Raw genomic sequence first — 23,921 nt, forward strand, 5'->3', positions numbered from 1 at the left:
TGTGTTTCTTATTCTGTTGTTTTGAGCGGTTAGCTCCTTGCTAATCTGAAATGGATGGGCGGAAATACGATCTCCTCTCCGCAGTTGGGACATTTCATAAAGGTGTAGCCGTGGTCGCCCTTTGCCACATCATCTACTCTGTGATTGCAATAGGGGCATATCCTCGACACCCTCAATACGCCCTTACACTGCGCTTTCAGGGCTTCTTGCTGTTTCTTCACAGTCTCGTATTTCGCAGGATCATACGCCTGCGGTGAAAATCTGTTCGCCATATTTAATCTACCTCCACATCTAAAAGCCTGTATGGATTGTCGAGATAATCTTGCCCGATGCAGCCCATCTGCTTCATGCGGATCGCCAGAGCAGCCTTGGAACAGCCCAGCAACTCAGACATACATACAAACTTATCGTAATCTTCTTTGTAAAACAATCGGTTCAGTATCTTGATCCCGCTGCCGACTGCAAATAGAGCCATAGCCTGCTCCACAAGAAACCTGGGGAGCAGAACAAAGGACGCGAGTGTGTTGCTTTGCCATTCCTCCCAATCAGATATGGGGCGGTTCCTCATTGAGTTCGCCCTGTAAAAATGTAGTTGTGGAGCATGGGGTTTGGTCCCGTATTCTTTGGGATACACCATTTTGAGAATCTGATGGCTGGCTTCGTGGGCTATCGTGAAGTTTTTTCTTCCTGAAAGCTCAATGCTTTCTCTCAGATCGCTCTCTATCAGGACGGTTTTTCCGTCAAGATAGTAGACGCTATCGTCCTCATCGTCCCATGGCAGATCAACTCCAATCCCCTCAAAGGCGGTCAGGCCAAGGATAGAACCATCTTCCGAAAGATGCCGGTAATCAAGTTTCAGACCGAGCAGACGCTCACACAGCAGCTCTGGGTCTATTCGGAAGATCTGCTTGCCCTTGTTTTCAGGCAAGTCCATGTAAGCCTTTGTAACACGGTCGCCCAGCAACTCCAGATCCCTTCGTGATAAGCGCTTCAATGTTTTGCTCCTTTGTTCAACAGAACTTTGCCTCGACGAACCACTTTCCGTTTTGCTCGTCGAAAAGATGGGTTTCACTGCGCCCGATCCTGATGGTGTAGCGAATCCCACGACCACCAACCTCTGAGAAAGCTCGGCACACCTGAAGTACCCGGTCTATCTCGTATTCTGCTTCATCTGCCATCCGTATGGTTTTTGGACAACAAGAGCCATCGGGTTTATGCTCAGCTTTGACTGTCACATATACCTTTCGTCGTGCCATTCTTGACCCTCCTTTGCGGGGAATACTTGTAGATCACGAATTATTTTCGCAAACCCCTTGACAATTATCACAAGTTATTGTAGACTTTGCTTGCAATCCACAATCGGTTTGTGAATATGATTATATGAAATCAGATTGTGAATGTCAAGAGGCAAATCAGAAAATACACAAATAATTTGTGAATGAACGGAGGAAGCGAGTATGAGATTCGGTGAAAAGCTCCGTACTCTCCGCATGGAGCAGCAATTAACACAGAGAGAACTCGCACAAAAAGCCGGACTTGGGCTCAATACCATCAGTAACTACGAAAAGGGCAAGACCTATCCGCAGGACAGGAGTGTATATACTCGCCTTGCGGAAATCCTCGGCGTGTCCGTGGAGGCTCTCTACAATGAGGGTGACACTTTTATTTCTGAGGCGCAGTCTCGCTATGGATACAGCGGTAAAAAACAGGCTGAACAGCTTGTTGAGGAGATGGGTGGTCTTTTTGCCGGTGGCAGCCTCTCAGATGATGACCTTGATGGTGTAATGAGGACTTTGCAGGAGTATTACTGGAAGGCCAAAGAAGAAAACAAGAAGTACACTCCGAACAGGTATAAGAAGTAAGTCCGTTTTTTGGTACACACCATGTGATATATTATCATTGACCAATTTCCCACCGGGGAGGTGATCTCGTTGATTAACTCGCTTGACCTATACAAAAGAGCAAATAACCTTGTGCAGCATCATGGCACGAGGGACACACTGTTATTGGCTGAAGAAACGGGCGTAGATGTTGTCGCTACCGATAACTTCATCGACTTACTCGGTATGTATATCTACCGCTGGAAACATAGAGCGATGTTTCTGAACTCTAGCATGGACGAGTATCTGACCCAGATGGTAGCCGGTCATGAACTGGCGCATGACATTCTCCATCGTGACCAAGCCAAAGGCGAAGGCTTCAAAGAGTTTGAGCTTTTCAGAATGCAAAACAGGATGGAATATGAGGCAAACGCCTTTGCGTCTCATATCCTGATAGACACGGACGAATGCCTTGGATATGCAAGGGACGGTTATGATGTAGTCCAGATAGCAAAAATGATGAACACCGAGATCAACCTCATGCTAATAAAGTTGCAGGAGCTGAACCGACTTGGATATGACTTGAGGATTCCAATGGAGCCTCGAAGCGACTTCTTCAAAAACATAAAGCCAGACCTGAGCTGATTTCTTTGCCTGGAGGCATTAGCTATGAAAATCTATCATTGTGAGAACTGTCATTTCACCTTCCGTCGTGAAGGACAGGTCGATTCCTGCCCTGATTGCGGCAAGCCGAACATTCGCCCTGCAACCGAGCAGGAAATTGAGGAGTTCAAGAGCTACATCAACGACGGCTGGGACAAGAAATAGCCCATACTCAATCGAAGCAGGGAGGTGAACGCATGGCAGAGAAAACCTATATCGCTATTGACCTCAAGAGCTTTTACGCCAGCGTGGAATGCGCCGAGCGTGGCCTTGATCCGCTGGACGCCAACTTGGTGGTCGCTGATGAGAGCCGAACAGACAAGACGATCTGCCTTGCGGTCTCTCCATCACTCAAAGCGTATGGCATTCCTGGCAGAGCGAGGCTGTTTGAGGCAAAGCAGCGAATCAAAGAAGTCAATAGAGAGAGAAAAAGAAAAGCCCCCGAACACCAGTTCAGGGGTAAATCCATATATGGATCAGAGCTTGCAAGAGACCCATCTCTGGAGCTTGACCTTGTCGTTGCTCCGCCCAGAATGGCTTATTACATGGATTACAGTAAGAGCATTGTCGAAATCTATATGCGCTATGTCTCTTTCGATGATATTCTGGTCTATTCCATCGACGAGGTTTTTATTGACGCCACCCCGTATCTTTCTACCTACAAAATGACTGCTCATGACTTTGCGATGATGCTGATTCAGGAGGTGCTAAAGGAGACCCGAATCACCGCAACGGCAGGGATTGGCTCGAATCTTTACCTTGCCAAGATAGCGATGGACATCGTCGCAAAGCATATCCCCGCCGATAAAGATGGTGTCCGAATCGCTGAGTTGGACGAGATGAGCTATCGGGACAAATTGTGGACGCACAAGCCTTTAACGGACTTTTGGCGTGTTGGACACGGCATCGCCCGAAAGCTGGAGCAAAACGGTCTTTACACTATGGGCGATATTGCCCGGTGTTCTGAGGGCAAAGAAAGCGATTACTATAACGAAGATCTGCTCTATAAGCTATTTGGGGTGAATGCCGAGCTGCTCATAGATCATGCTTGGGGCTGGGAACCTACCGAAATAGCTGATTGCAAGGCGTACAAACCGGAGTCCAAAAGCCTCAGCCAAGGGCAGGTTCTATCCTGTCCATATACCGCCGAGCAAGGCAGGACGGTAGTCATGGAAATGGCAGATCAGCTCTCAATTGACCTTGTTCGTGCAGGTTTGTTCACCGATCAGGTGGTACTTGATGTGGGCTACGACATCGAAAACCTCACCGATTCCAAGCGAGCTGCCAAGTATAAGGGAGCCATTGTATCAGACCATTATGGGCGCCAAATCCCCAAAGCAGCACATGGGTCAAACAACCTGGGGCGATTCACATCGTCCACCAACAAAATCGTTGAGGCGACAGCAGTTCTTTATGACCGCATTGTAGATAAGAACCTCTTGGTCAGACGATTCACGGTTGCCGTTACTCACTTGGTATTGGAAAATGAAGCCGAACCTGCCACTCCCAAAATGGAGCAGCTTGACTTATTCACTGACTATGAGGCATTGGATAGAGAGCGAGAAGCTGAGGAGGACGAACTGGAGCGGGAACTGAAAATCCAAAAAGCTCTTATCAGCATACGAGACCGGTATGGCAAGAATGCCATCGTTAAGGGACTAAACATGAAAGAGGAATCAACCGCCATGGAGCGCAACAAGCAGATCGGCGGACATAAGGCGTGAGGTGATGAAAATGTCCAGTGGAAAAGAAGAATACAGCGATATCTTTGACCGTCCTCACCATGTTTCTACTAAGCGAGCGCCGATGTCCAGACTCAACCGTGCAGCGCAGTTCTCTCCTTTTGCTGCACTGACTGGCTATGACGATCTTGTGGCAGAGTCCGCAAGGGTGACGGACAGAAGATTGGAGCTAAGCGATGATGAACTGGAACAGCTAAACGAGCAACTATCCGATTTGCTGCGTCATATAGACGAACAGCCAGAGGTTACAATCCTCTACTTTGAACCTGATGCGAGAAAAGACGGAGGAGCTTACCGTGAATACTCCGGTAAAGTAAAGAGATTAAGGGAATACGAAGAAGTCGTTGAGATGGATTCGGGATTGGTTATTCCTTTCTCAGATATCGCTTCAATAACTAGAGGATATAATTAGACCGTCGTTTGCGAAAACGGCGGTCTTTTCTGTTAAGGTCTTTGTATGAGTACAAATTGTGAAAACAAATAGTGTAGCATTCATTATCCTCTTTGCCTTTTTCAGCACCTACATTACAGCGCAAGTCGGAGCTTGAACTTCCTTTCGTTTACTAAACGCCTGTGACTTTATTTAGTCGGTTTGGCCGCTGCCTCTATTGCCTCCAAACTCACATCCATATTGGTGGTCGTGACCATAGTACCAGCGGCCATAGCGGTAGCCATAGTGCGGCGGGCAGTTTGCGCAGTCTCCAGTGCATCGTCCGTTGTGGTGTTTTCCTTTCGAGCCTCCCGCCAAGCTGATGCCGGCGGCAAAAGCGAATAATGTTCCGAAGAAACCGGGCTTTTTTTGAGATGGTGCAACAAAGTCTCCGCCATCCTCCAGCTCTGAATCAGAATATTTCTCATCCTGCTCCTCATCGGCAAAAATGTCTATATTCTGCTTCTTGGAGATGCGTGTAAAAGAGGCATCATCAATCAGCATATAAATCTCTTCTAATTGCTCTCTATCAAAAGCAGGTTCAGCGGTTTCTGCCATTTGGCTTAGAACAGGCTTGTCAATAAGCAATGTCATTTCCAGCACATGGTCGGGAGAGAAATGGACTCCCCCATCCACCGATCTAGAAGCAAAACGGGTGGCGAAATATTTATCATAAAATGCAAATTCCGAGAGCACCTCAAACACTTCTTCGGCGTCCCCATAGTTGGTGAGCTTATAAGAATAACTCTTTTGCGTACTTAGCGACAAGTCATAGAAACGCTCGTAGTAATCATCCCATGTCAAATTATTCTCCCCCCACTGCATGGCATCATTCCTTGCAATCTACTCTATCACCTGAGCTCACGCTTTTTTGCATCTAAGGCATCCTGATAATCATCTGCGGTTTCATAGTCTTCTGGATAGATTCCATAAGCAGATCCATCCTCACAATGGTTGCGCCACCGATACTTGATTCCGCACTGTGAATGGTAACTTGCTTTTGAAGGCATCGGTTCAGCCGCAAGAGGATGTGAAGTCTCAGATTCTTTGGCTTGCTTAAGTGCATCTTCATAATCGTCTGCAGTAGCGAAATCTTCTGGATAGAGACCATACTTTGAACCATCTTCGCAGTGTTCCCGCCAAAGCCCCGTCTTGACCGGTTTTTTGATTGCTGGAGATGGCGGTTCAATAGGGCTAATATAGGGCCGATCATCATAGATATATGAGGGCATCTGTTGCCGCTTAAGATCTTTGAGTGCGCTATTTAATCCGATTAGTCCGCCAAGGTTTATTGTTCCTTGGCTTCCTCTGCGCATTGAACCCATGCCGGAAACCATGGCGGCCGCCTTTGACGATTCCTCACCACAGCCGTTTTCAAAATCTTTTTTTACTTTATGTTTCACATAAAGCCCTAGGGTGGCAGCGCCAGCAATGTCCAAGAGCGTATTAATTGGTTCAGGGCATTTGGATGATTTGCGTCTCTTGGCCATGCCATATTCCTCCCTTACTTTAGGATTTTGATTAATGCACCTGCAATGGAGCCAACATCATTGGCGGTGTTATTTTTCCCTAAGGATATCCTGATCGTGCCTTTGGCAAAACTCTCCTCGAGGCCTATCGCCTGTAAAACATGAGAAATCTGAGTTCTTGTGCTATCGCACGCTGACCCTGTGGAAACGCATATTCCCATCAAATCTAAACGATGCAAAAGAGCTTCACCGTCTTGCCCTGGAAACGATAAGCTGATATTGCCAGGAATGTGGATTCGACTTCCGTTTCGGCAGAATTCCACACCACCAGCATCCAGGGCAGCAATCAGTTGTTGTTCAAGAGAGAGAAGGTGGTCTTTTGTAGCATGAAGAAATTCGCAACTTTTTTTCAGAGCTACGGTCATTCCAACAATTGATGCAATGTTCTCTGTTCCGGCTCTCATGCCAAATTCTTGGGAGCCTCCACTGGCATAAGGTGTCATAGGAGTCCCTTTGCGAATATATAGGAAGCCAATACCCTTGGGTCCATTAAACTTGTGTGCAGAAGCCGACAGCATATCAACGCCAAGCACATTCACGTCTATATCCAGATGACCAACTGCTTGCACGGCGTCAGTGTGGAAAAGAGCTTTATGGGAATGAGCTATCTCAGATAGTGCCGCTATATCCTGAATTGAACCAATCTCGTTGTTGGCAAACATGATAGAAACCAGTCTTGTCTTTTCAGTAATCCACTCTGACAATAATTCAGGCTGAACTATTCCATTCACATCTACTGGCAAATATGCCACAGGATAACCTAACCGCTCAATGGACTCGCATGCCCTCAGAATCGCATGATGCTCAATCATAGATGTCAAAGTTGCTCGCTTATTTGCATCTGAGAATGCGCTACCCTTAATTGCCCAGTTATCACTTTCGGTGCCACCGGATGTAAAATAAATCTCTTCTGGAGCTGCACCAATGCATTGTGCGACAATTTCCCGGCTTTCCCTTAACGCTATTTTAGCAGCCCGCGAAAAGGAGTAGGGCTGTGAAGCATTACCATATTCACTTAACAGATATGGCTTCATTGCCTCAAACGCATCGCCATCCAATTGTGTTGTTGCCGCATTATCGGCGTAAATAAACTGCTTCACATTTCCTCACCTCACATAAACAACTTACAGCCTTCTTCCTTGAACTCTTCAATTTTGTCCAAGAGTTCTTGGACTGTACAACCCAAGTAATCTGCCAAACAATCCATGCAGTAGAAATTGTCAATGCCCTCACCAAGCATTTTTTTGTTAATTCCCACAGTATCCTTATCGAGGTTTTTCTTGCCACAGATAATACAATCAATTCTCATTTGGGATCTCCTTCAGTGAGAATGTCGGCACATCCTTCCCCTTAAACTCTTTGTCCAAAATGCCAAGCTGCCGCTTAATAATCTTGCGCATACGAACAGCAGGCCGCAGGCAGTATTGCTGGAACCGTTTTGGATTAATATCTTGTACAGTTCTAACATTGGGAAACAGTAACTTCAGGTATGCGGTAGCAATTCTTTTCACCGCTTCTGTATCACGGGTATCTGCTTTATCGGGAACGTCGACGATTTGATCAACAATGGCTCTATAGCTGACATCATTTCGAAGCTCATGCAGAATTGTACAGAAGTATTCCGAATTAAGTGCCCAGCCTGAAATTTTGAGGTCATCATTCATTCTCGGGATATCCCAGCCCTTAATAAATCCGTGAATTCGGTCGACCAATGCGCTTTCTTGGAATAGGGGGGGTAGCTCTGAAAACATATTCTGATACTCATCCATATTATCCTGGGCAATATTGCCCAGGAAGATGACACCGGCATCGGACTTTCCTTCATATCCTCCGATATTAAACTGCCCATATTCCATATAACCCTGCATGATGGATCGCATTTCGTTTACATCGCCAAATTGAACGAGTTTAACTTCGTCAATAGCTACAAAGTCATTGCCTGTGATGAATCCTGGCGTTTTTCGCGCCGTATCATAGAACATTTTTGCGCGTGTAACCTTGCCGCCGTCGGTTAGTAAACCATATTTGCTTACATGGCCAAACACATACGACTTTCCTGTCCCTTTAGGCGCTAACTCAATTAGATTTAGACGCTTTTCAACAAAAGGCAGGATGCGTGTTAGCATAGCAAGTTTCTGCTCCTCATTTTCATAGCCATCAGCATTATAGTCGATTGCTCCGAGCAAGACGTCAATCCACTCGGCTGTAGTAAATTCACTGCGAACATCCTTATAATAATCCAAATCAATGGTATAAGGGCAAAAGTTGGTAAAGCCAGTCAGTCTTATTTTGCCAGGAATTTTGGGCTTTGCTGACTCATCGGGAGGGCGATAGCCGAGCTCTACAACACCCCACACCTCCTGACCACTGACCAATTCTCCGCGATATTGCTCCCATGTAGAGTTATCAATCATGGTTTCTTTATTCGTTAACCCGAAATCCGGCAAGGAAAAAGAAATCTCACCCGTTTTAATGCTTATATCTACAGAAATTTTGGTGAGGATCTGGACACGCTCGTTATCGTTGATGATTCGATCTTTAATCTTAACCCATTCTTCTTTATTTGGAAGATAGGTGTGAATAAAATCGGTAAGCTCATCAATGTCAAGATTACCGTCTTCATCCGCAAATTTTTTCAAAAGCCAATCTCGCAAAAAGGAAGGGAGACCAAGAGCCGCGAAAAAGTTACTCTTTCGTAAATCCTTATAAACGACCATTTCATCGAAACAATCTCTCAGTTTCTCTATCACGTGGATCCCTCCTTAAAGGATACTTTTTTCGCTTCCGCTTTCCTTTTTCACACGCAGCGGAAGATCGGAAGCGACTCGATTGCCGCATGCATACACATTTACCGTATATAATTTGGCGCGACGGATTTCAGGCATGGCATCAACAATATAGAAGTTGTCATCAATAGCTTTTGCGTCATAGAACTGGCCATCAATTTCAATACTAACATCTACCAGCTTCTGTGTTGCAAAAAGCTTAATTGCTGCCATTTTGCGGAAGCTAACCAAGATTTCCGGCACACCTGAAAATGTTGAAGGTGCATCGACTGGCATGAGTTTAACTTCAACAGCAGAACGCAAGTAGGAGATCTCAATGATAGGGACTACTACTTCTTCTAGAGCTGCACCGCCGTGAACCTCCACATTAGCTTTTCTGCTTCCCTTAAAACGATCATAATTGGCAAGTGCCCAGAAATCGCCCGCATCTGTTGCGTTGTCCGGCTTGATGTCGGTATCGCTTTTGGGACAACACCTTCCAGAATGCTGACCCTGGGAGGCCATTTCTATGAGATTTTCAGTTTCGTGAATAACAGCCAGTCGGCTTGCCCCGTGATCTGAAATCAGAATAGCCTTATCATAACTTCCACTCGCAAGGTTCACCTTAATTTTTTCTATCAACTCGTCAATCAACTCTAACTCGCGAATCAAATGGAAGGGGAGTTTTCGATCAGCTCTACTGTAGTCATAGCCTTCTTCGCCATGATGCTTAATCTTATCAATTTTATCAAAAGTGATGATAGGACGCTGGTCGGAATTAAGTACATCCCAGAACTCCTTGTTTTTGCTGGTGATTGAGGGAAGCTCGCTGCGGCACACGGTAACCTTTGCCATAAGTTGCAGTTCCCTGCATCTGGACATAATGAACCCAAGATATTCTACGCCCATAGCATCCGTAAAGTAGGTCTGTGCTTGGGTGCAGTCAATGCCTTCAATAACAGAACTTCGAGGCTGTAGGATAGCATTATAGTCCCGGTCAATTGCTTGCTGTGCAACAACCTCCATAAATTCAGGCAGGATTTTGTTGATTACCTTTTGGTATTTGTAGTCCTGAAAATAGCTGTCAAGCAATGCGTTTTTGAAACGGTAGGGCAATAAGTAAGCATACAAATCCGGGTAGACTCGTTCTAAGACGGACAACAAGGTTTCCTTATCAAAATCGAGACCATACCTATCTAGGAGTTTAATCACAAGTTCTTTTTCTTGGATGGTATTATTCGTGAGATAATACAAGGCATCCTTTTCTTTGCTGAGAACAATTTTGCAGAAGTCAGCTACTTCATCAACTGGGTTGCCAACCGCATTCAGCAGCGTTTTGCGTCGCTCATAGATGTTAGCAAACTCTGGGTCCTGAACATCTATTTCCAAAATACAACGGTATAGATTGCGCAGAAACTCTTTGGGAGAGAAGGCGTTCAAAGCAGCTGTGTTTAAGCACCAATCGGTACCTGCACCAAAAAGTTTTACACCGATGAGGTAAAGCCATAGCCATTTCTTGTCACCGCAGTTGTGCTGGTAATTGGAAATGGCAAGGTCAAGGCTATGAACATTGCCGATTCTTGCAGACACTAGTTGCTCCCAAGATGGATGCGCTTGGAACTCGGACAGAACATACTGCCAATCATCATCGGTTCCCAAGGCCTCTGGGAGTAGGGAAGTAGAGCTGTCCTTGCTACACAACACTTCATAGGGCCGCTTCATTTCGTTGATAACATATAAAGAGTAAGGATAGGCTGTCTTCGTCTTTTCGGTTTCTACATAAATGACATCAGAAAGTCCCGATTCGACAGCGGCAGCTATTCTGTGAACACCTTGGATAACAGAATTATGCGTCCCCAAATTGACACCCTTTACAGTGAATATAAGTTGAGGAAGCGCTGTTTTTTCGCCTTCAACGATGCAAACTCGACCCTCGAGTCGCTTGTCGTTTTTGATTATCTGCTTTAGAATGTCCCCGCACTGGTATGTAACAATAATAGCGTGGCCGGCGATATTCAAGGAGAGCAATTCCATAAGCACCTGAATTAGTGCGTTTTCGCCCTTGAGTCGGTAAAACGATGCAATCTCACAGACAAAGAAGTTCTTTTTTTCCTTGGATAGCGCATTCAGAAGGGAGGCACTGGTCGGAAACTCATCAGGCTTGCAGAAATTGGGGTCAGAGACATAGATGATGGAGTTTTGCGGCAAATCATAGTATGTCACCAGTGAATCCAAATCCTTCTTGTTCTGCACATCTACAACTAGGGGCCCAATATTCTCTTTTTTCAGATACCTGTCTATTTTTTGGAAGACTGCATCGGTAGTCATATGGAACCTCCTTAGTTTCCTTTAATGATCTCCATGCCAACAATCATGTTATCTTTAATCAGATCTTTCAGATATTTTTTCACATCAGAAACATCCATTTCATCAATTTTTGCCAGAGCACGGGCACAACCACCTTGATTGTATTTTGCTTCTGCCATTTGCCGAAGCTTCTTGTCTATTTCAGGCAGGCCGAACCAATCAAAAGGTTCCGCAGTAATGTGAGAATCTAAGTAGTCCTTTACTTCTTGAATGTCTGTAAGCATAACAGCATAAGACTTCACGATTCCATCTCTAAAGGCCTTGTCCAAGGCTGTGTCGTCGGCAAGCAAATCAAAGAACTTTGCGGTTGCGAAATACTCCGAAGCCTTATCGATTGTTGCTTCATCTGACTTTGCTCTATTTACTGCTCCGAAAGCGGCTCTTGCCTTTGCAACTTCCGAATCGGGCACAAGGCACAAAATCGGCATTTTATTCTTCTTTGACCATGCCCGCGGGGTGTCTGTACCGGTCTTGTCGCGCCACATTTTTTTCAGTTTGGCGCTCTTGAGACCCTCCTTATAAGCTGTAACCTTTGCTTCTACCGTGCTGAGATAGTCGGATTTTTCATAAGTAAAGGACCCTGCCGGAATGGTGGTAAACACTTCTTTGATTTCCTCATCAGAAAGACCGTCCAGATAGTATCCGCAAATGCGCTTAAATAGATCGACCTGGTTGTTATAGAAACTGCGGAAATTATCGGAGTTAGAAATTAGCAAATTGAGGAACTCTTTTTTCTGAGAGTCAAGCAATGTTCCGGCCTTTTTGAGATTGTAGAGCATTCCTAAAAAAGCGCCAAGTTCATCGAGATAGTTCTTTGCGGCGGCATAGGAAATCTTGATGTATCCACATTTGTCACACCACTCGCGGATCGTTGCATCAAAAGAAACACTCTTGGATATCACCTTGTTGCTTTCAACAATAATGCTGTACTCCAAAATAACTTCTCGGATCTTCTGTTGTGCGGTTTCAAGGTTCCATACCCAATTTGCTGCATCTGCATCAAATTTATTGCGGAGTGCATTGATATATTGGCCACCGTCACCGATCAGATCTGCCAAAGCAATAAGCTTACCCCCTTCAAAATCCGTGAGATAGGCAGCCATACCCTGGGTACATTTTTCTTTGCTCAACAGGCTCTTCAAATCTTCTGCAGCACCAGAATTCTCAATGGCCAACTTACCAATTGCCATTGCGATGTCACTGTCAGATTTAGAAGCCCCCATGTTATTGCTGTTTGCAATTCCACAGTAAGAATCGATAATAGTTGCCAGAACCGCAGTATCTGTCTTAAGCTGCTCCTTTTCCAAGATTGACTTCAGTGTCCAAATGGGGAAAGAGTATTCTTTCATTTTATTTCGGATGCGCTCCCTGGTATTGGGGACAGAGGTGCACATGTTAATGGGAATACCAAATGCCGCCGAGGTAATTTCGTTGAATGCTTTTTCTTCATCGGTCATTGCAACGATATACTTATCCTTATAGCGGGGATTGGGCGTGATTTCAAGACGAATAACTTCGTCAATCATCTCTTTGAGTTTGTTGACATCCAGGATATCGTTGGTGAGACCATCGCTCCAGCTATAGGCGCCACTCGCATACTCCTTAAGAACAAAACCCATAATAAATGCAGACAGGTTGCAGGGCATAAATCCATAAGGAGGCACCTTTAGTGCATCATAAATTCGCTTAATGGTTACACGACCACTATTTTCGAACCCATCAGAAATAATGCCGTCCACATAGACTTTAATTTTGGAAATCAAAAGATGAGGTTTTGCTTTCCAATATTCATCGACTTTCCATGCCCCGTCGAGTGCAGTTTCCAGCTTTGTAACAGGGCTTCCCGATAAGAATGTACCGGCAGTTTTCTGGTTGCATCCACATTCAACACCCTGCTTCATGCTACTGGGTGTAAACATATTGGCAATGACTGTATAGGCTGCCTCCAGACACTCAGGGAATTTCTTTTTATTTACTTCGGCAAGAAGGCTATACAGTGCATCAATTGTTGTTGCGCGTTCACCATCAGGCTTTTCCGATGTGTGAACAATAAACTCACCTGCAGCAATTCGAGTTTTCCATTTTTTGAGTGAGTCCTTGGCGTTGTTAGCGTATTGCGTAGCCAGGCCGCCGTCTTTTCCTTGCTGGGACATGGAGAGTGCCATATCATGGCGATAAGTGCTATAGCCATCAGCACCAAAAGGCGTCCCGGTAGCATCAATAAATATCATATTGTATACGCCAGAAGCCAAAGCATCACGAATTTTCTTCCCAATGACAACACTCTCGGCATCATCTTTTGCGAAGCAGACCACAGCAACAATCTTATTTTCATATTTTTCTTCGGTATTGCGTAACTGCTTAATCGTGGAATCAAAATCTGAGGCAGAGACATAACGCAACTCATAGCGGAGTTTCAAAGCACCGCTTAGCATGATTGCGTCAATAATCCGAGTACGATCTGCAAGCTCTTCTGTAATAAACGCAGAGGTACTCTTCTTATCAATCTGATCCTCAAAAGGCTTTACATCAATTTCACCTTCATTGTTATAAGCAGCATACTGGAACTTGCCTCCGCCAAGAGATTTTGAGAACAACACCTTGTCACGGACAAGTTGATCCGCGCAACGCGCAGCAGATCCATCCATGTCCGTACCTTCAAAGGCATTGTTTATGTTCTTTTCATTGGGAATAAACAATTCAACAGAGTCACCGGCATACTGAGAAATTGCCTGAAGCAGTAGGACTGTTTTCAGAACACGCTTTTGGTCGGAGTCCAGCCGCTGATTCCCTGCGCGGTTGTAATAGTCCAAAATCGAGCGGATATCATGAGAAAGATATTCCTTTCCCTTATCATAGAAGAATTCCCATAGCATATCCACAGTGAGGAGCGGGTTATCATCTTCGGGACCGTAATTGTCGATGAACCACTGAAAACCCTTAATTTCGTCACCACGGTCATTTTTGATAAAATCAAACATACTGCGTTGGTTAGAATCAAATGCCGAGGAAATGTGCTTCAGAAGAAGCGCCGCATAAGGATGTATGGGCAGGATGCCCTTCATTTCCTCATCAGAAATCTTAGCAACAGTTTTTACCAGTTTTCTGGATTCCTTTGTTCTATCCTCTAAATCGTCAATGGCGAGATTCCAATCCTCAACGACTGTAGGATCGGTATTCTTTTCCATTGCTGCACCCATCAGCTGGAAAGCAATGTTTTCGGGCAGGCTAATCAAACTATGAGGACTGACAAACCGTCCATTCAGCTTAATAAAGTCCTGATCACGCTCATGGAACAAGCCCTGGGTAACATGGGTAACCAGGATGAAGTAGAACGGGTCGGTTTCGCTGATTTCACAGAGTTCTTGGAACCCTGTCAAATTTCGTGCGTTGTTATAGAAGTATTCAGTGAATTCATCCCAAATAAATACAATGGCCTTAAGTCCGTTGGCTTTAATTACTTCTCTGATCCATTTACAAAGCCCGGAAACACTAAGCGATAAAGCCTTGATTTGACGCTCATCTGCAACCTTGAAAATATTATCCATAACCTTAGCCAGGGCATCACCAGAGAAGCTGTTCAGCTTCTCCAAAACAGAATCAATATTATCGCCACCAAAAAGGTCGGAATAAGTGCCAGTAATCAGTCCATTGAAATAACGCTTGTTATCTGCATCGGAAAGCCATGTGACAGTCGCATCCCGTAGAGCGTTGCCGCCTTTTTTTTCGATACCAGCATCTTCTAGTGCTTTTTCAATGCTCTCCTGTACTGCAAAAACTAGGTTATGATCGCCACGAATCGTAGCAGACCCATAGCGATGGACGGTGAGAACACGACCACTTGTCTTGACCGCTTGAAAGCGGTTAAACAGATCGTTGTCTAAGTTATACTTGTTGAAATATTCTCGGGTATCGTTAGCATCTGCATCCAATAACTTCTTCAATGTCAGAACAGCGTGGGACTTTCCAGTACCATAGGCACCTTCCACCCAGAGGCACAGCTTTTGCTTGCGTTCCAGAACATCGACAGTATTTTTGATGAGTTTTAAGAAGGTCTCATGGGGGAAGAACTTCTTCCACATTTCGGGGTTATTTGTAATAACGGCTTCATTGACCGCAGGAAAATAATCCGGATCAATATCGAAATAATGGCGATACTTCTCTAACATCGGCATGGTTGAATCCTCCTTAGAACAGCTTCAGAACATCTTGTGATGTCTTTTCACTATTCAGTGTAATGTTGTCCAGATCCAAGGTAAAGCTGGCGTTGATGAAGTCAGGGTAATTTATGGACAGACCATTCAGGAGCTTTTCCATCTGGTCTCGATCCAGCCCGAAAATCTCAGTCGGACTGATGCCATCGCTATCAATGTCGTGGTTGAGAAGTCTGGACAGGGTGAACTGATGGTAATCTCCACAGGCTTCGGCGAACTTGAACAGAGAATATAGGATTACAAGTGGATCGGGGTTTTTCCATTCGCTGCGATAAAATGAATTCAGTGTTATAGTTTCCGTCCCGGAAGCACTAACCTTTTCGCTATAGTCAGTTATGCCAAGACCAATAGGATCGCCCAACGGCGTTTTAATAAGAATATTCTTAAAGGCATCTACTACATTTCTTTTTCCTAGTCCCTTTGTATCATTCTCCATTACTTCTTCCAGAAGCATTTTGAATGCATCGGTCGACAGAACTTCATATTTGGTGATGTTTTTGATAAACCAGTTAAATTCTGGCGTGTAGACCAAATTACAAAGCATCAGCGCCCATGCGGAAATAGAATCGCACCCCAGATCGAAAAGAGTAGTCGCAAACGCTGTAGGTATATTTTTGTCATATTTACTTCCTGCTATTGTCTTATCATAACTAACCATGCCCGCATCCTTCAGGAAGTTTAAAAATGCATCCTTTTTCTTGTTGGGGACCTCACCATGTCCATCGGTTTCCCAGAATTCGGAATTACCTCGATCTCTAAAATAGAGGCTCATCCAATTATCTCTGACTCCAAAGCTGAAATACCTATCTATTCCTTTCACTTTTCGGTCACCTCCTGGTGTATTTCGAATTGAGTTATATCTCAGACATGCTTCATAGATATCGTGGCACTGATGGCAATGGCAGCACTTGTCTGATATCTTTATTCCGTCACTCATATCAATGCATCCGACCGAGCAATTCGCTTCACATACTCCGCACTGCACGCAATAAATGCTTTTTACAATCACATTCCTAAACAGAGAAAAAAACTTTATATCTATCTTTTCCTTGTGACAATTTGGAAAAGAAAATAAGTATGCGTTATCACCGGTGGCAATTCGATTCACTTGATAGATCTTCCCAGAGAAATCAATGGTGAAGTTTTCATCATCAATCATTATGACATTGCCGATTGTCTTTGCCCATTCAGTCCAAGTGGGATTATCAACAAAAACTGTTATTGTTTTTTTGTCATTATCAATTATGTGTTGATCCAGGCCAAAATTTAGTTCTCGTCCACTTTTTCGAGTTCGCCAACCGCCATCATCTATAAATTTTGTCAGTTCAGCATCGGAATAATCGGTTTTTCCGCTGGTCTCCTTTATCCTGTTGATAAAAATGTCTGTTTGAGTTGGATAGCACTGGCGTTTCATATATTCATGCTTTCCGGCTGACATCGGGCATACCAAACAGCCTGCACGAGTATTCCCCTTTTTGTATGTGTCATTGATCAAAAGATCTTGCTCATAAATGTAAGAAAATAGCTCGGCAGAGTTCCATTCAAGGATTGGATGGCAACTGTATTGACCTCTAACCTTTTTCCCAAGACTTACATCCTCATACTCACTTCTTGATGCACTTTCATCACCGCGAATACCTGTAAACGCCATGCCCCTAAAATTACGATTCCCAAGGTATTCTCGGAGAAGAACCACCTGAGGGCTTGTTTTATGTACACTACAACACCAGCGATTTGTTACAGCGGGCGGGCCAAACAATTCCCACGAATCAGAAGGCGTTAGCTCCGATTTCGCACGGAGAAATTCAATATCTCTCTCTTCACATTGCTGCGCAATAGCCTTTACAACTTCATAGGTATCTGGAAATTCCATACCGGTATCCCCAAATAGAACTTTGAATTTATTATGAGGTAATGCTTTTTGTACTAAATCAAGTGCAACAACACTATCTTTGCCACCGCTAAATGCGACATAGAAGACATCAACCTTCCCCACATACTCAATATAGGTGTTGTAAATCTTCTTGATCGTTTCTGCTGCAAGTTTTTCCAAAAGATCATGATTCTTTGTAACCATAGCAGGGATATCAACAAAGCGTAGAGGCATTCCATTCAATTCCGGTTCATCGACAATAACAATCTCCGGTGCAGTACAAATACTGCCGCCCTTTGTCTTTGCCACAAGCCGACCTCTATAGAAATAATTATTAGCCTCTGCCCACATATAAGGGTATGTATCATTCTTAGCGTAGTTCCAATACTTATCAAACCCCAATATGTCTAATTCTTTGTAGTATACCGGTCGGGGCTCTTTACTGAATGACAAGGGGGAACTGTTCAACAATAGTCCGCCGGTCTCGGTATCCCAGCTATATGAGTACATATCAATCTGGCTCCTTCCTGTTTCTTTGTGCGTTTGCTTTGATGATGAGTGCCTCAATGTTACCGTATCTGCGCCTGGCAAGATACCCATGATCACTGAGGAACTGAAGGACAGGCGCCTTCTTCAACTCAACATCATTGTTCGCCAGAAGATCAACTATTAATTCTTCAAAGGTTTGAATTCCGGCACTTCGTTTTACAATGGCACCTGCACATTCTGTGCCGTTGTAGTTGCTGTGCAAAAGCATATACTTCTGGCTGTATTCAGCCACATAATGCTCAAGCAGATAGCTATTCCATGGGAACCCGGCATAGGGGAATGCCCCAAAGTTTGTGACGTCCTGGATTGAAACATAGTCTTCGGTGCATAACAGGTCAATGGCTGCGTCTGTATCAGCGATGGGAAATTGCGCATGGCTCTTGGAAACAAACTGTTCTCGACTAATCCGAAGGCAGTTTTCGTACACGGAGTCAAAATAGATTACCGTTGCCAACTCGGCTGCCATTGCTTGGAGCTCTGTCAAAGTAAAACTATCATGATGTTTTGCGTAATTTGCAAACACATCTGACATAGATAGTTCCTGCCCAGCTCGGCTGATAATATTTCCTTTAAATGAGAATCGTTCTCCCAGTTTATACTTTAGAGCATCTCTAAAACCATACACCGAGTATGCCTGATAACTCTCTATAATGTAGGGATACTTGGATTTGATTGCATCATAAAGCTCATTGCCGCCCATGAATTCCTTTTCCTCGATTGTATAGGCAATGATATCAGCAATATTGTCCAATTCTTCCTCCGAAAGGGCGATGGCACTTTCATGGAAGTATGCGCCGTGACCGTTATTCACGAACTCTCCATTGCTGGCAAGAATGAACTTAACCTTGTCCTGCGGTAAATGCGGTAACGCAGCAAAAAGTTCTTCATATTCCACAGGGCGACCATATCCTTGCAGACAGGATCGTATTTCTGACAATGGATCCAGCGTAACATTCACCTGTTTTGAAATATTGCTTCTGTTGATGTAGAAGCGACCGTCTGCAACATGTGCCAGGTAGGCCTTTAGCATTTCAGCATCGTAGATGTGATAATCCAGAAACTCCTCCGCAAACTCAGTGTAAATAGCCTGATAATAAATTGCTGTTTTGCCATTTGCAAAGCTTTCATCAATATAGCGCAGAAGCGATTCCTTTAATTCTTCGCTGAGCATGACCGTAGGCAAAAATGCTTTCCCGTCATAAATGATACACAGCCGCTTAATCGTCTCGGCGATTGTTTCGTCCGTATCTGTCAATTCTTCATTATGAAGAGCTGAATAATACCTCCTGAACTTACGGATTTCTAGGGGAGACTCCAGACGGAATCCTTTTTTAAAATTGTTCTCTAGCACAGCTTCGTAGGGCTTGTTCTGATAAGGGGTTTTTACGGGAGCAGGCTCATGAGAAGTGGAATAAGTCACATTGGGAGCAACGCCGCCACAAATAAACTGGACGAACTTTGCCAATGCTGCACTGAGCTGGTTGTGCCGGCTTCGATTTTTCTCAATAAATACAGCATCGTTTTTGAGTTGCCTGATAGTGGCTAAAGCCGTATTTGCATCTTTCAAATATAGATGCCAGTCGGCATATCCCTGTTCCTTTGCAATGGTTTCACAGACGCCAATTGAGGTAGCATAGTTATATGCTGTTCTTTCTGCCATTTGTAAGGTTTTGTGTAAATATACCAAGAATGCCTCGAAGGTAACTGCCCCGGCGGGAACAGCATCAGCTGGGCAACCTTGTGTTTGGATAGGCTCCGATTGCTTCGGGCGAAGATTGACATCCTTCTTCCTATATTTGATAACAAGGTTATCGAAATCAACACTGCACAAATCCAAAATGAATCTGATTTTGCCAACGATATCGCTTGTACTTAGATTGGTTTCAAGCATATAAGAGGTTCCAGGTACGGGTTTGGGCGAAATCATTGCATCAGCATCATTTGCTTCTAGCAAATCAACCCGCCCCTTGTTCTTAGAAAAAGACATACCGGAGCTGAAAATATGGGGGTAGTCTTCATGGATAGTCGCAAAAAAAGCCACGTAAAGATCTGCCCAGGAGCTAGTGACCTTTTCTTCATCGAAGTATGTAAAGCTCAATGGTTTGGTATAAGCTAAATCATTGGCTCCATTGAGGTTGACCTGTATAGTTTCTTCTTCTGAGTGTTCCGAAACCATATCCGCAGTATCTCCCCCAGTCTCGGTCTCAACATCAATTGCAATGCTGTGATCAACGATTTCCTTGGAGAAAATGTAGTTTCTTCCGTCCGTGTCTGCCCAACTAACATTATCCAAGATTTCTTCAATAACAGCCGGACGGCCTATCCGGTTAATATGGGTGTAAAGATCCGAAATTGATACACCTTGAGGATTGGTTTCTTTCAACTCAAGAAGTGAGGAAAAAAGACGCTTATAGACTATTGGATACTTTTGCAAGAGACGTTTGTCGGCGTCGGTTCTCTCGATAGGTATTTTCGAATCATCAGGAGCAACAGCAGCACAGTCAACGGCTTCATCAACAGAAGCTTCATTGGAGACATAGAAGTATCGTCCAAACTGAAATTTTGCCCACTCAGCACCGTCCAGGATAGCTTTGATTTTCACACGATCTCCACCAGAAATTTGACCTTGGAGAAAAGAAACGGTGGTGCCGTAGTTGTTTCGTTCCGTCTCTGTGCGGAGTGCTTCGCGTACCAGATCCTCAAGGGTGCGGCTTTTTGTCCCTGAAGTCGTTTCTGGCGAAGTGCTGCCGGTAGAAGTTTCAATGCTTTCTACATCGGGCTGTTCTGCAACACTAGCTGTACTGGTGCCGGATGTAACTGACAGGTTGTTTTGCGCAGATTTGCTAAAAGCATCTGCAGATTCACCGTTTTCAAACAAACCTTCTCGCACATAGATGTAGTAATAACGGCAGGCTGTGACGATTTTTATATAATTCTTCTTGTGCGTAATTCTAAAAATCTTATTTTGCTCAATCGCTTTTTGAACCCTTTTGATGTTTTCAAATTCAGTGGTCTCAAACAACGGCTTTTTCAGTACATTCAGTTTCAAACAAAATGCCTCAATTTCTGGGTAATAAGAGGAAAGCTCTACAAACTGCGAAGGAGAGACCTGAGATGCAAGATAGTCCATAAACTTTTTTTCGTTATTCCCGTCTATCATCGCCCTGGCCTCCTTCCTAATTCTTTCATACTCGCTTGGGGAATTTCTATAAAGAGCGACTGTCTCAGCAAATAGCTTTGATGCTGGCTTCATCACGGTATATCCCAGATATGCTGACTCCATGCTTTTCATTTGAAATGTAATTCCGCTCCGGTTGCGGAAAACATCATCAATATTGTTGCCCTGATTAATCGCCATTGTTCTCAGATCATGAGAAACATGGTTAATCACCTCAGTACGAGGAGAATTGTTTAACTGTACATCCAAGAGCCCTTCCAGGAGAATAACGGCCTCATGTAGATTCCAGTATTTTTGACTTTCGGCCATATCAAAGAAGCTCCTGCAAAACAGACGCTAATTGAACCAACTCTTCTTCGGTTAGGGTTACGCCTTTTCCCATTTTTGAATGATCTGCTGACCAGGAACGGATATCATATTTAGGAGCATTCCCATTCCAGGAGACTAAATTGAGCTCCTTCGTCCAACCACCCTTCTCCTCAGATAGGCAGGCGATAGATTGCATAATTTCATATTTGATTTCAGCCATAGAGAAGCCTCCCATTATTCCTGTTGATGGCAGGTACTCTCGAAACGCCCGCCATGTTCCTCAGATGATTCTAAGGATAAATATTTCTGAACAGAAACAGCCATTTTCGGAACGGAATTCCATGTTTTACATATACTGAATCGCTGGGGAGAGTTCGATTTACTGGTTTGCTTTGACATTCTCTTCTGTGGGGATGTATTCAACGACGTCATCTAAATTGCACTCTAGCGCTCTACAAATTTTACCAACTACCTCTGTGGATACTGCCTCATCTCTCCCCATCTTCTTTATTGTATAGGGGCTGAGTCCTGCAAGTTCTGCCAGTTCTTTCTTTTTCATGTCCCTATCCAAAAGGATATGCCAGAGTTTCTTGTAGCTAACAGCCATTGTTGTCTCCCCTTCAACTATCAACTTGAATGTATTATAGCATATCTTGGGCGAACTAACAACCTTATGGTCAGTATTTCGCCCTTATTAGGCGAAAAAGGGGGCTATATCATTTCCCGCAAGTCTCTTGGGTGCATAAGCCGCCCTTTATCGAATACAGCATGGGTATAATAATCGAGAGATATTGTAATTTCAAATCCAAAAATACCCGTGAAAATCGAAAGAGTAGTCCACTTCTATGCGATCATCTTTTCTTGAAATCTTAGTATCAAGCTCATATATCTCGGATGTCTCTATTGCGAGTTTTATGAACTCCTCCGACTTATTTATTCTTTCTGGGAGAAGAACTAAAGTCCGATTTTCCATCATGTTCTTATAGAACTCACCAAATGTCATCTCCGGCTCAGGCTTATAATCAGGCGAGCTTTTCCATTCTTTTTCACACTTTTTCAATTCTTCCATTTCTTCTTCAAAAGTTGGATGCGGGTAATGCTTCTCATAAATTACTGACATATTGGTACTTCCTTTACCCCATAATAATCTCTATTTCAACGCCACGCTTTTTGGCATAGTCTATCGTGTTTTTAGTTCCACTCTTTTCCCCATTGAACACAGCTATTACATGAGCAGAATGGTCTACCATCCATTCGTTCCGACGCTGATATGCTCCTGCATTGTATGAAGGGCAGATTACCTTAACAAAATCTGCTTTCTCAAGAAGCGCCTCATATCTTTCTTTCCAATCATTAGACCATCGTGCATAAAAGCTTGAAAACGGAACCGCAGCAATTAGATGAAGATCTGGGTTGGCTTCTCTGAGCCGCACCACGATTTCGCCAGCCCAAATGTCTACCCCATATGCCATGCCGGTGATAAATGTGCTATATCCATTCGATATGGCGCTCTTAATGGCATCCTCTAAATCCCTTTTGATGTCGCTTTCTGCCCGATTTAGTTTCTGCGGTCTATGACCAGTAAAGCAGCAGCGCCGTAGTCTCTTTTCTTGTTCTGTCATCTTGTAACCATCACCCCAAACCATAATAACATCTACTAACCATTACTTCAAGAAGATTACAGCCCCACCGCCCACATTTTCGTCTATTCTGTGGGTTAAAATATATCAAAAGGTGGTGATGCAAGGTTGACCGAAAAGGATTTTTCCCTCCGTTTGGCAAGGCTTCGTAATGAAAAGGGTGTTTCCGCTCGTGATATGAGTCTTTCAATGGGACAAAACCCCGGATATATCAACAACATCGAGAGTGGGAAATCTATGCCTTCGCTTGCTGGAATATTCTATATCTGTGAATACCTTGGCATTACACCAAGGGACTTCTTTGATGAAGAGTCTGGCAATCCATCAAAGGCAAAGGAACTTTTCGAGATTGCCAAGACGCTCAGTAACGAGCAGCTTGATAGCCTTATCAGCTTGGCAAAAGGATTGAAGAAATAGCATGTATTTTTGACATTGGAATCTTGGTTTCGTAATATGTCTTTTCTTCTGTACTAAATCTCAGATAGAGTGAGTCCTTCAAGGGGGGTCATGATGAACCTCCCCTCGGTCCACAAAAAAGGCGCACATCTCCCTTGGCGTAGATGTGCGCTTTTTTTAGTTACCGAATCGTATATAGATTTGATGTGCTGCTTCCATTGGGACGGAAGCGGCTTTCTTTTTGCAGATATCCCTTGGCGGTCAGTTCGTTCAGCGCCCGCTTCACGGTACTGCGGGACAGGTGCAGGTCTGAGGCAATGGTGTTGATCCCCGGCCAACAGCTCCCTGCGGTGCCGCTCCGGTCACGCAGATACATATAGACAGCCCTTGCACGGTGGGGCAGATCCTCGTCGGCATAGATGGTTCCAAAATAGCTCATAAGCACC

At 44.2% G+C, this 23,921-nt stretch carries 23 protein-coding genes; 6 read left to right on the forward strand and 17 right to left on the reverse strand.

Annotated elements, in window-relative coordinates:
• Positions 1–29 precede the first annotated feature (29 nt).
• The 3 genes from U8T64_RS04990 to U8T64_RS05000 are packed head-to-tail and all read right to left on the reverse strand — an operon-like array spanning position 30 to position 1,256.
• Entirely contained in the window at positions 30–272 is a 243-nt protein-coding gene (locus tag U8T64_RS04990; RefSeq protein ID WP_322181528.1) for a hypothetical protein, read from the reverse strand.
• 2 nt (positions 273–274) lie between these two features.
• A complete protein-coding gene (locus U8T64_RS04995; RefSeq protein WP_322181530.1) occupies positions 275–994 on the reverse strand; it encodes an ImmA/IrrE family metallo-endopeptidase in 720 nt (239 codons plus the stop codon).
• A 16-nt stretch (positions 995–1,010) separates the two neighbouring features.
• A complete protein-coding gene (locus tag U8T64_RS05000) occupies positions 1,011–1,256 on the reverse strand; it encodes a hypothetical protein (protein ID WP_322181532.1) in 246 nt (81 codons plus the stop codon).
• 201 nt (positions 1,257–1,457) lie between these two features.
• On the opposite strand from U8T64_RS05000, the gene U8T64_RS05005 reads away from it, so the two are divergent.
• From U8T64_RS05005 to U8T64_RS05025, 5 genes are all read left to right on the forward strand, one after another.
• Positions 1,458–1,862 (forward strand): helix-turn-helix domain-containing protein, encoded by a 405-nt coding sequence (locus U8T64_RS05005; RefSeq protein WP_322181534.1) that lies wholly within the window; start codon positions 1,458–1,460, stop codon positions 1,860–1,862.
• Between the two features lie 69 nt (positions 1,863–1,931).
• Positions 1,932–2,465 carry an ImmA/IrrE family metallo-endopeptidase gene (locus U8T64_RS05010; protein WP_322181536.1) on the forward strand — a complete coding sequence of 178 codons (534 nt, stop codon included), beginning with the start codon at positions 1,932–1,934 and terminating at the stop codon, positions 2,463–2,465.
• A 24-nt stretch (positions 2,466–2,489) separates the two neighbouring features.
• On the forward strand, positions 2,490–2,648 hold the full coding sequence (locus tag U8T64_RS05015) for a hypothetical protein (protein WP_322181538.1): 159 nt from the start codon (positions 2,490–2,492) through the stop codon (positions 2,646–2,648).
• 32 nt (positions 2,649–2,680) lie between these two features.
• Positions 2,681–4,207 carry a Y-family DNA polymerase gene (locus U8T64_RS05020; RefSeq protein WP_322181540.1) on the forward strand — a complete coding sequence of 509 codons (1,527 nt, stop codon included), beginning with the start codon at positions 2,681–2,683 and terminating at the stop codon, positions 4,205–4,207.
• A 4-nt stretch (positions 4,208–4,211) separates the two neighbouring features.
• Positions 4,212–4,637, forward strand: a complete 426-nt coding sequence (locus tag U8T64_RS05025; RefSeq protein WP_322181542.1) for a YolD-like family protein — start codon at positions 4,212–4,214, stop codon at positions 4,635–4,637.
• Positions 4,638–4,808: 171 nt separating this feature from the next.
• Here the strand turns inward: U8T64_RS05025 and U8T64_RS05030 are convergent, their stop codons facing one another.
• From U8T64_RS05030 to U8T64_RS05090, 13 genes are all read right to left on the reverse strand, one after another.
• Positions 4,809–5,480, reverse strand: coding sequence for a hypothetical protein (locus tag U8T64_RS05030; protein ID WP_322181544.1), 672 nt, complete (start codon positions 5,478–5,480; stop codon positions 4,809–4,811).
• Between the two features lie 26 nt (positions 5,481–5,506).
• Positions 5,507–6,145: a hypothetical protein gene (locus tag U8T64_RS05035; RefSeq protein ID WP_322181546.1), complete on the reverse strand. Its 639-nt coding sequence runs from the start codon at positions 6,143–6,145 to the stop codon at positions 5,507–5,509.
• Between the two features lie 14 nt (positions 6,146–6,159).
• Positions 6,160–7,284: a cysteine desulfurase family protein gene (locus U8T64_RS05040; RefSeq protein ID WP_322181548.1), complete on the reverse strand. Its 1,125-nt coding sequence runs from the start codon at positions 7,282–7,284 to the stop codon at positions 6,160–6,162.
• An 11-nt stretch (positions 7,285–7,295) separates the two neighbouring features.
• Entirely contained in the window at positions 7,296–7,493 is a 198-nt protein-coding gene (locus U8T64_RS05045) for a hypothetical protein (protein ID WP_322181550.1), read from the reverse strand.
• Positions 7,483–8,934 carry a BREX system Lon protease-like protein BrxL gene (gene brxL / locus U8T64_RS05050; protein WP_322181552.1) on the reverse strand — a complete coding sequence of 484 codons (1,452 nt, stop codon included), beginning with the start codon at positions 8,932–8,934 and terminating at the stop codon, positions 7,483–7,485. Before brxL ends, U8T64_RS05045 begins: the two co-directional genes overlap by 11 nt.
• A 12-nt stretch (positions 8,935–8,946) precedes the next feature.
• The gene (gene pglZ, locus U8T64_RS05055) at positions 8,947–11,277 is read right to left on the reverse strand and encodes a BREX-4 system phosphatase PglZ (RefSeq protein WP_322181554.1); all 2,331 of its coding nucleotides are present in this window, start codon (positions 11,275–11,277) and stop codon (positions 8,947–8,949) included.
• 11 nt (positions 11,278–11,288) lie between these two features.
• Positions 11,289–15,491 (reverse strand): hypothetical protein, encoded by a 4,203-nt coding sequence (locus U8T64_RS05060; protein WP_322181556.1) that lies wholly within the window; start codon positions 15,489–15,491, stop codon positions 11,289–11,291.
• Positions 15,492–15,504: 13 nt separating this feature from the next.
• Positions 15,505–17,712, reverse strand: a complete 2,208-nt coding sequence (locus U8T64_RS05065) for a phosphoadenosine phosphosulfate reductase domain-containing protein (RefSeq protein WP_322181558.1) — start codon at positions 17,710–17,712, stop codon at positions 15,505–15,507.
• A gap of 202 nt (positions 17,713–17,914) precedes the next feature.
• Complete coding sequence (locus U8T64_RS05070; RefSeq protein WP_322181560.1) at positions 17,915–21,439, reverse strand: hypothetical protein; 3,525 nt, start codon at positions 21,437–21,439, stop codon at positions 17,915–17,917.
• 1 nt (position 21,440) lies between these two features.
• On the reverse strand, positions 21,441–21,659 hold the full coding sequence (locus U8T64_RS05075; protein ID WP_322181562.1) for a YdbC family protein: 219 nt from the start codon (positions 21,657–21,659) through the stop codon (positions 21,441–21,443).
• Between the two features lie 159 nt (positions 21,660–21,818).
• Complete coding sequence (locus U8T64_RS05080) at positions 21,819–22,046, reverse strand: helix-turn-helix domain-containing protein (RefSeq protein ID WP_322181564.1); 228 nt, start codon at positions 22,044–22,046, stop codon at positions 21,819–21,821.
• A gap of 192 nt (positions 22,047–22,238) precedes the next feature.
• Entirely contained in the window at positions 22,239–22,559 is a 321-nt protein-coding gene (locus tag U8T64_RS05085; RefSeq protein ID WP_322181566.1) for a hypothetical protein, read from the reverse strand.
• Between the two features lie 13 nt (positions 22,560–22,572).
• Positions 22,573–23,061, reverse strand: coding sequence for an SLOG family protein (locus tag U8T64_RS05090; RefSeq protein ID WP_322181568.1), 489 nt, complete (start codon positions 23,059–23,061; stop codon positions 22,573–22,575).
• Positions 23,062–23,187: 126 nt separating this feature from the next.
• On the opposite strand from U8T64_RS05090, the gene U8T64_RS05095 reads away from it, so the two are divergent.
• Positions 23,188–23,496 carry a helix-turn-helix domain-containing protein gene (locus U8T64_RS05095; RefSeq protein WP_322181570.1) on the forward strand — a complete coding sequence of 103 codons (309 nt, stop codon included), beginning with the start codon at positions 23,188–23,190 and terminating at the stop codon, positions 23,494–23,496.
• 160 nt (positions 23,497–23,656) lie between these two features.
• Here the strand turns inward: U8T64_RS05095 and U8T64_RS05100 are convergent, their stop codons facing one another.
• The gene (locus U8T64_RS05100; protein ID WP_322181572.1) at positions 23,657–23,914 is read right to left on the reverse strand and encodes a helix-turn-helix domain-containing protein; all 258 of its coding nucleotides are present in this window, start codon (positions 23,912–23,914) and stop codon (positions 23,657–23,659) included.
• Positions 23,915–23,921 lie beyond the last annotated feature (7 nt).

Source organism: Neglectibacter caecimuris, assembly GCF_034335015.1.
Taxonomy (GTDB): domain Bacteria; phylum Bacillota; class Clostridia; order Oscillospirales; family Acutalibacteraceae; genus Acutalibacter; species Acutalibacter caecimuris_A.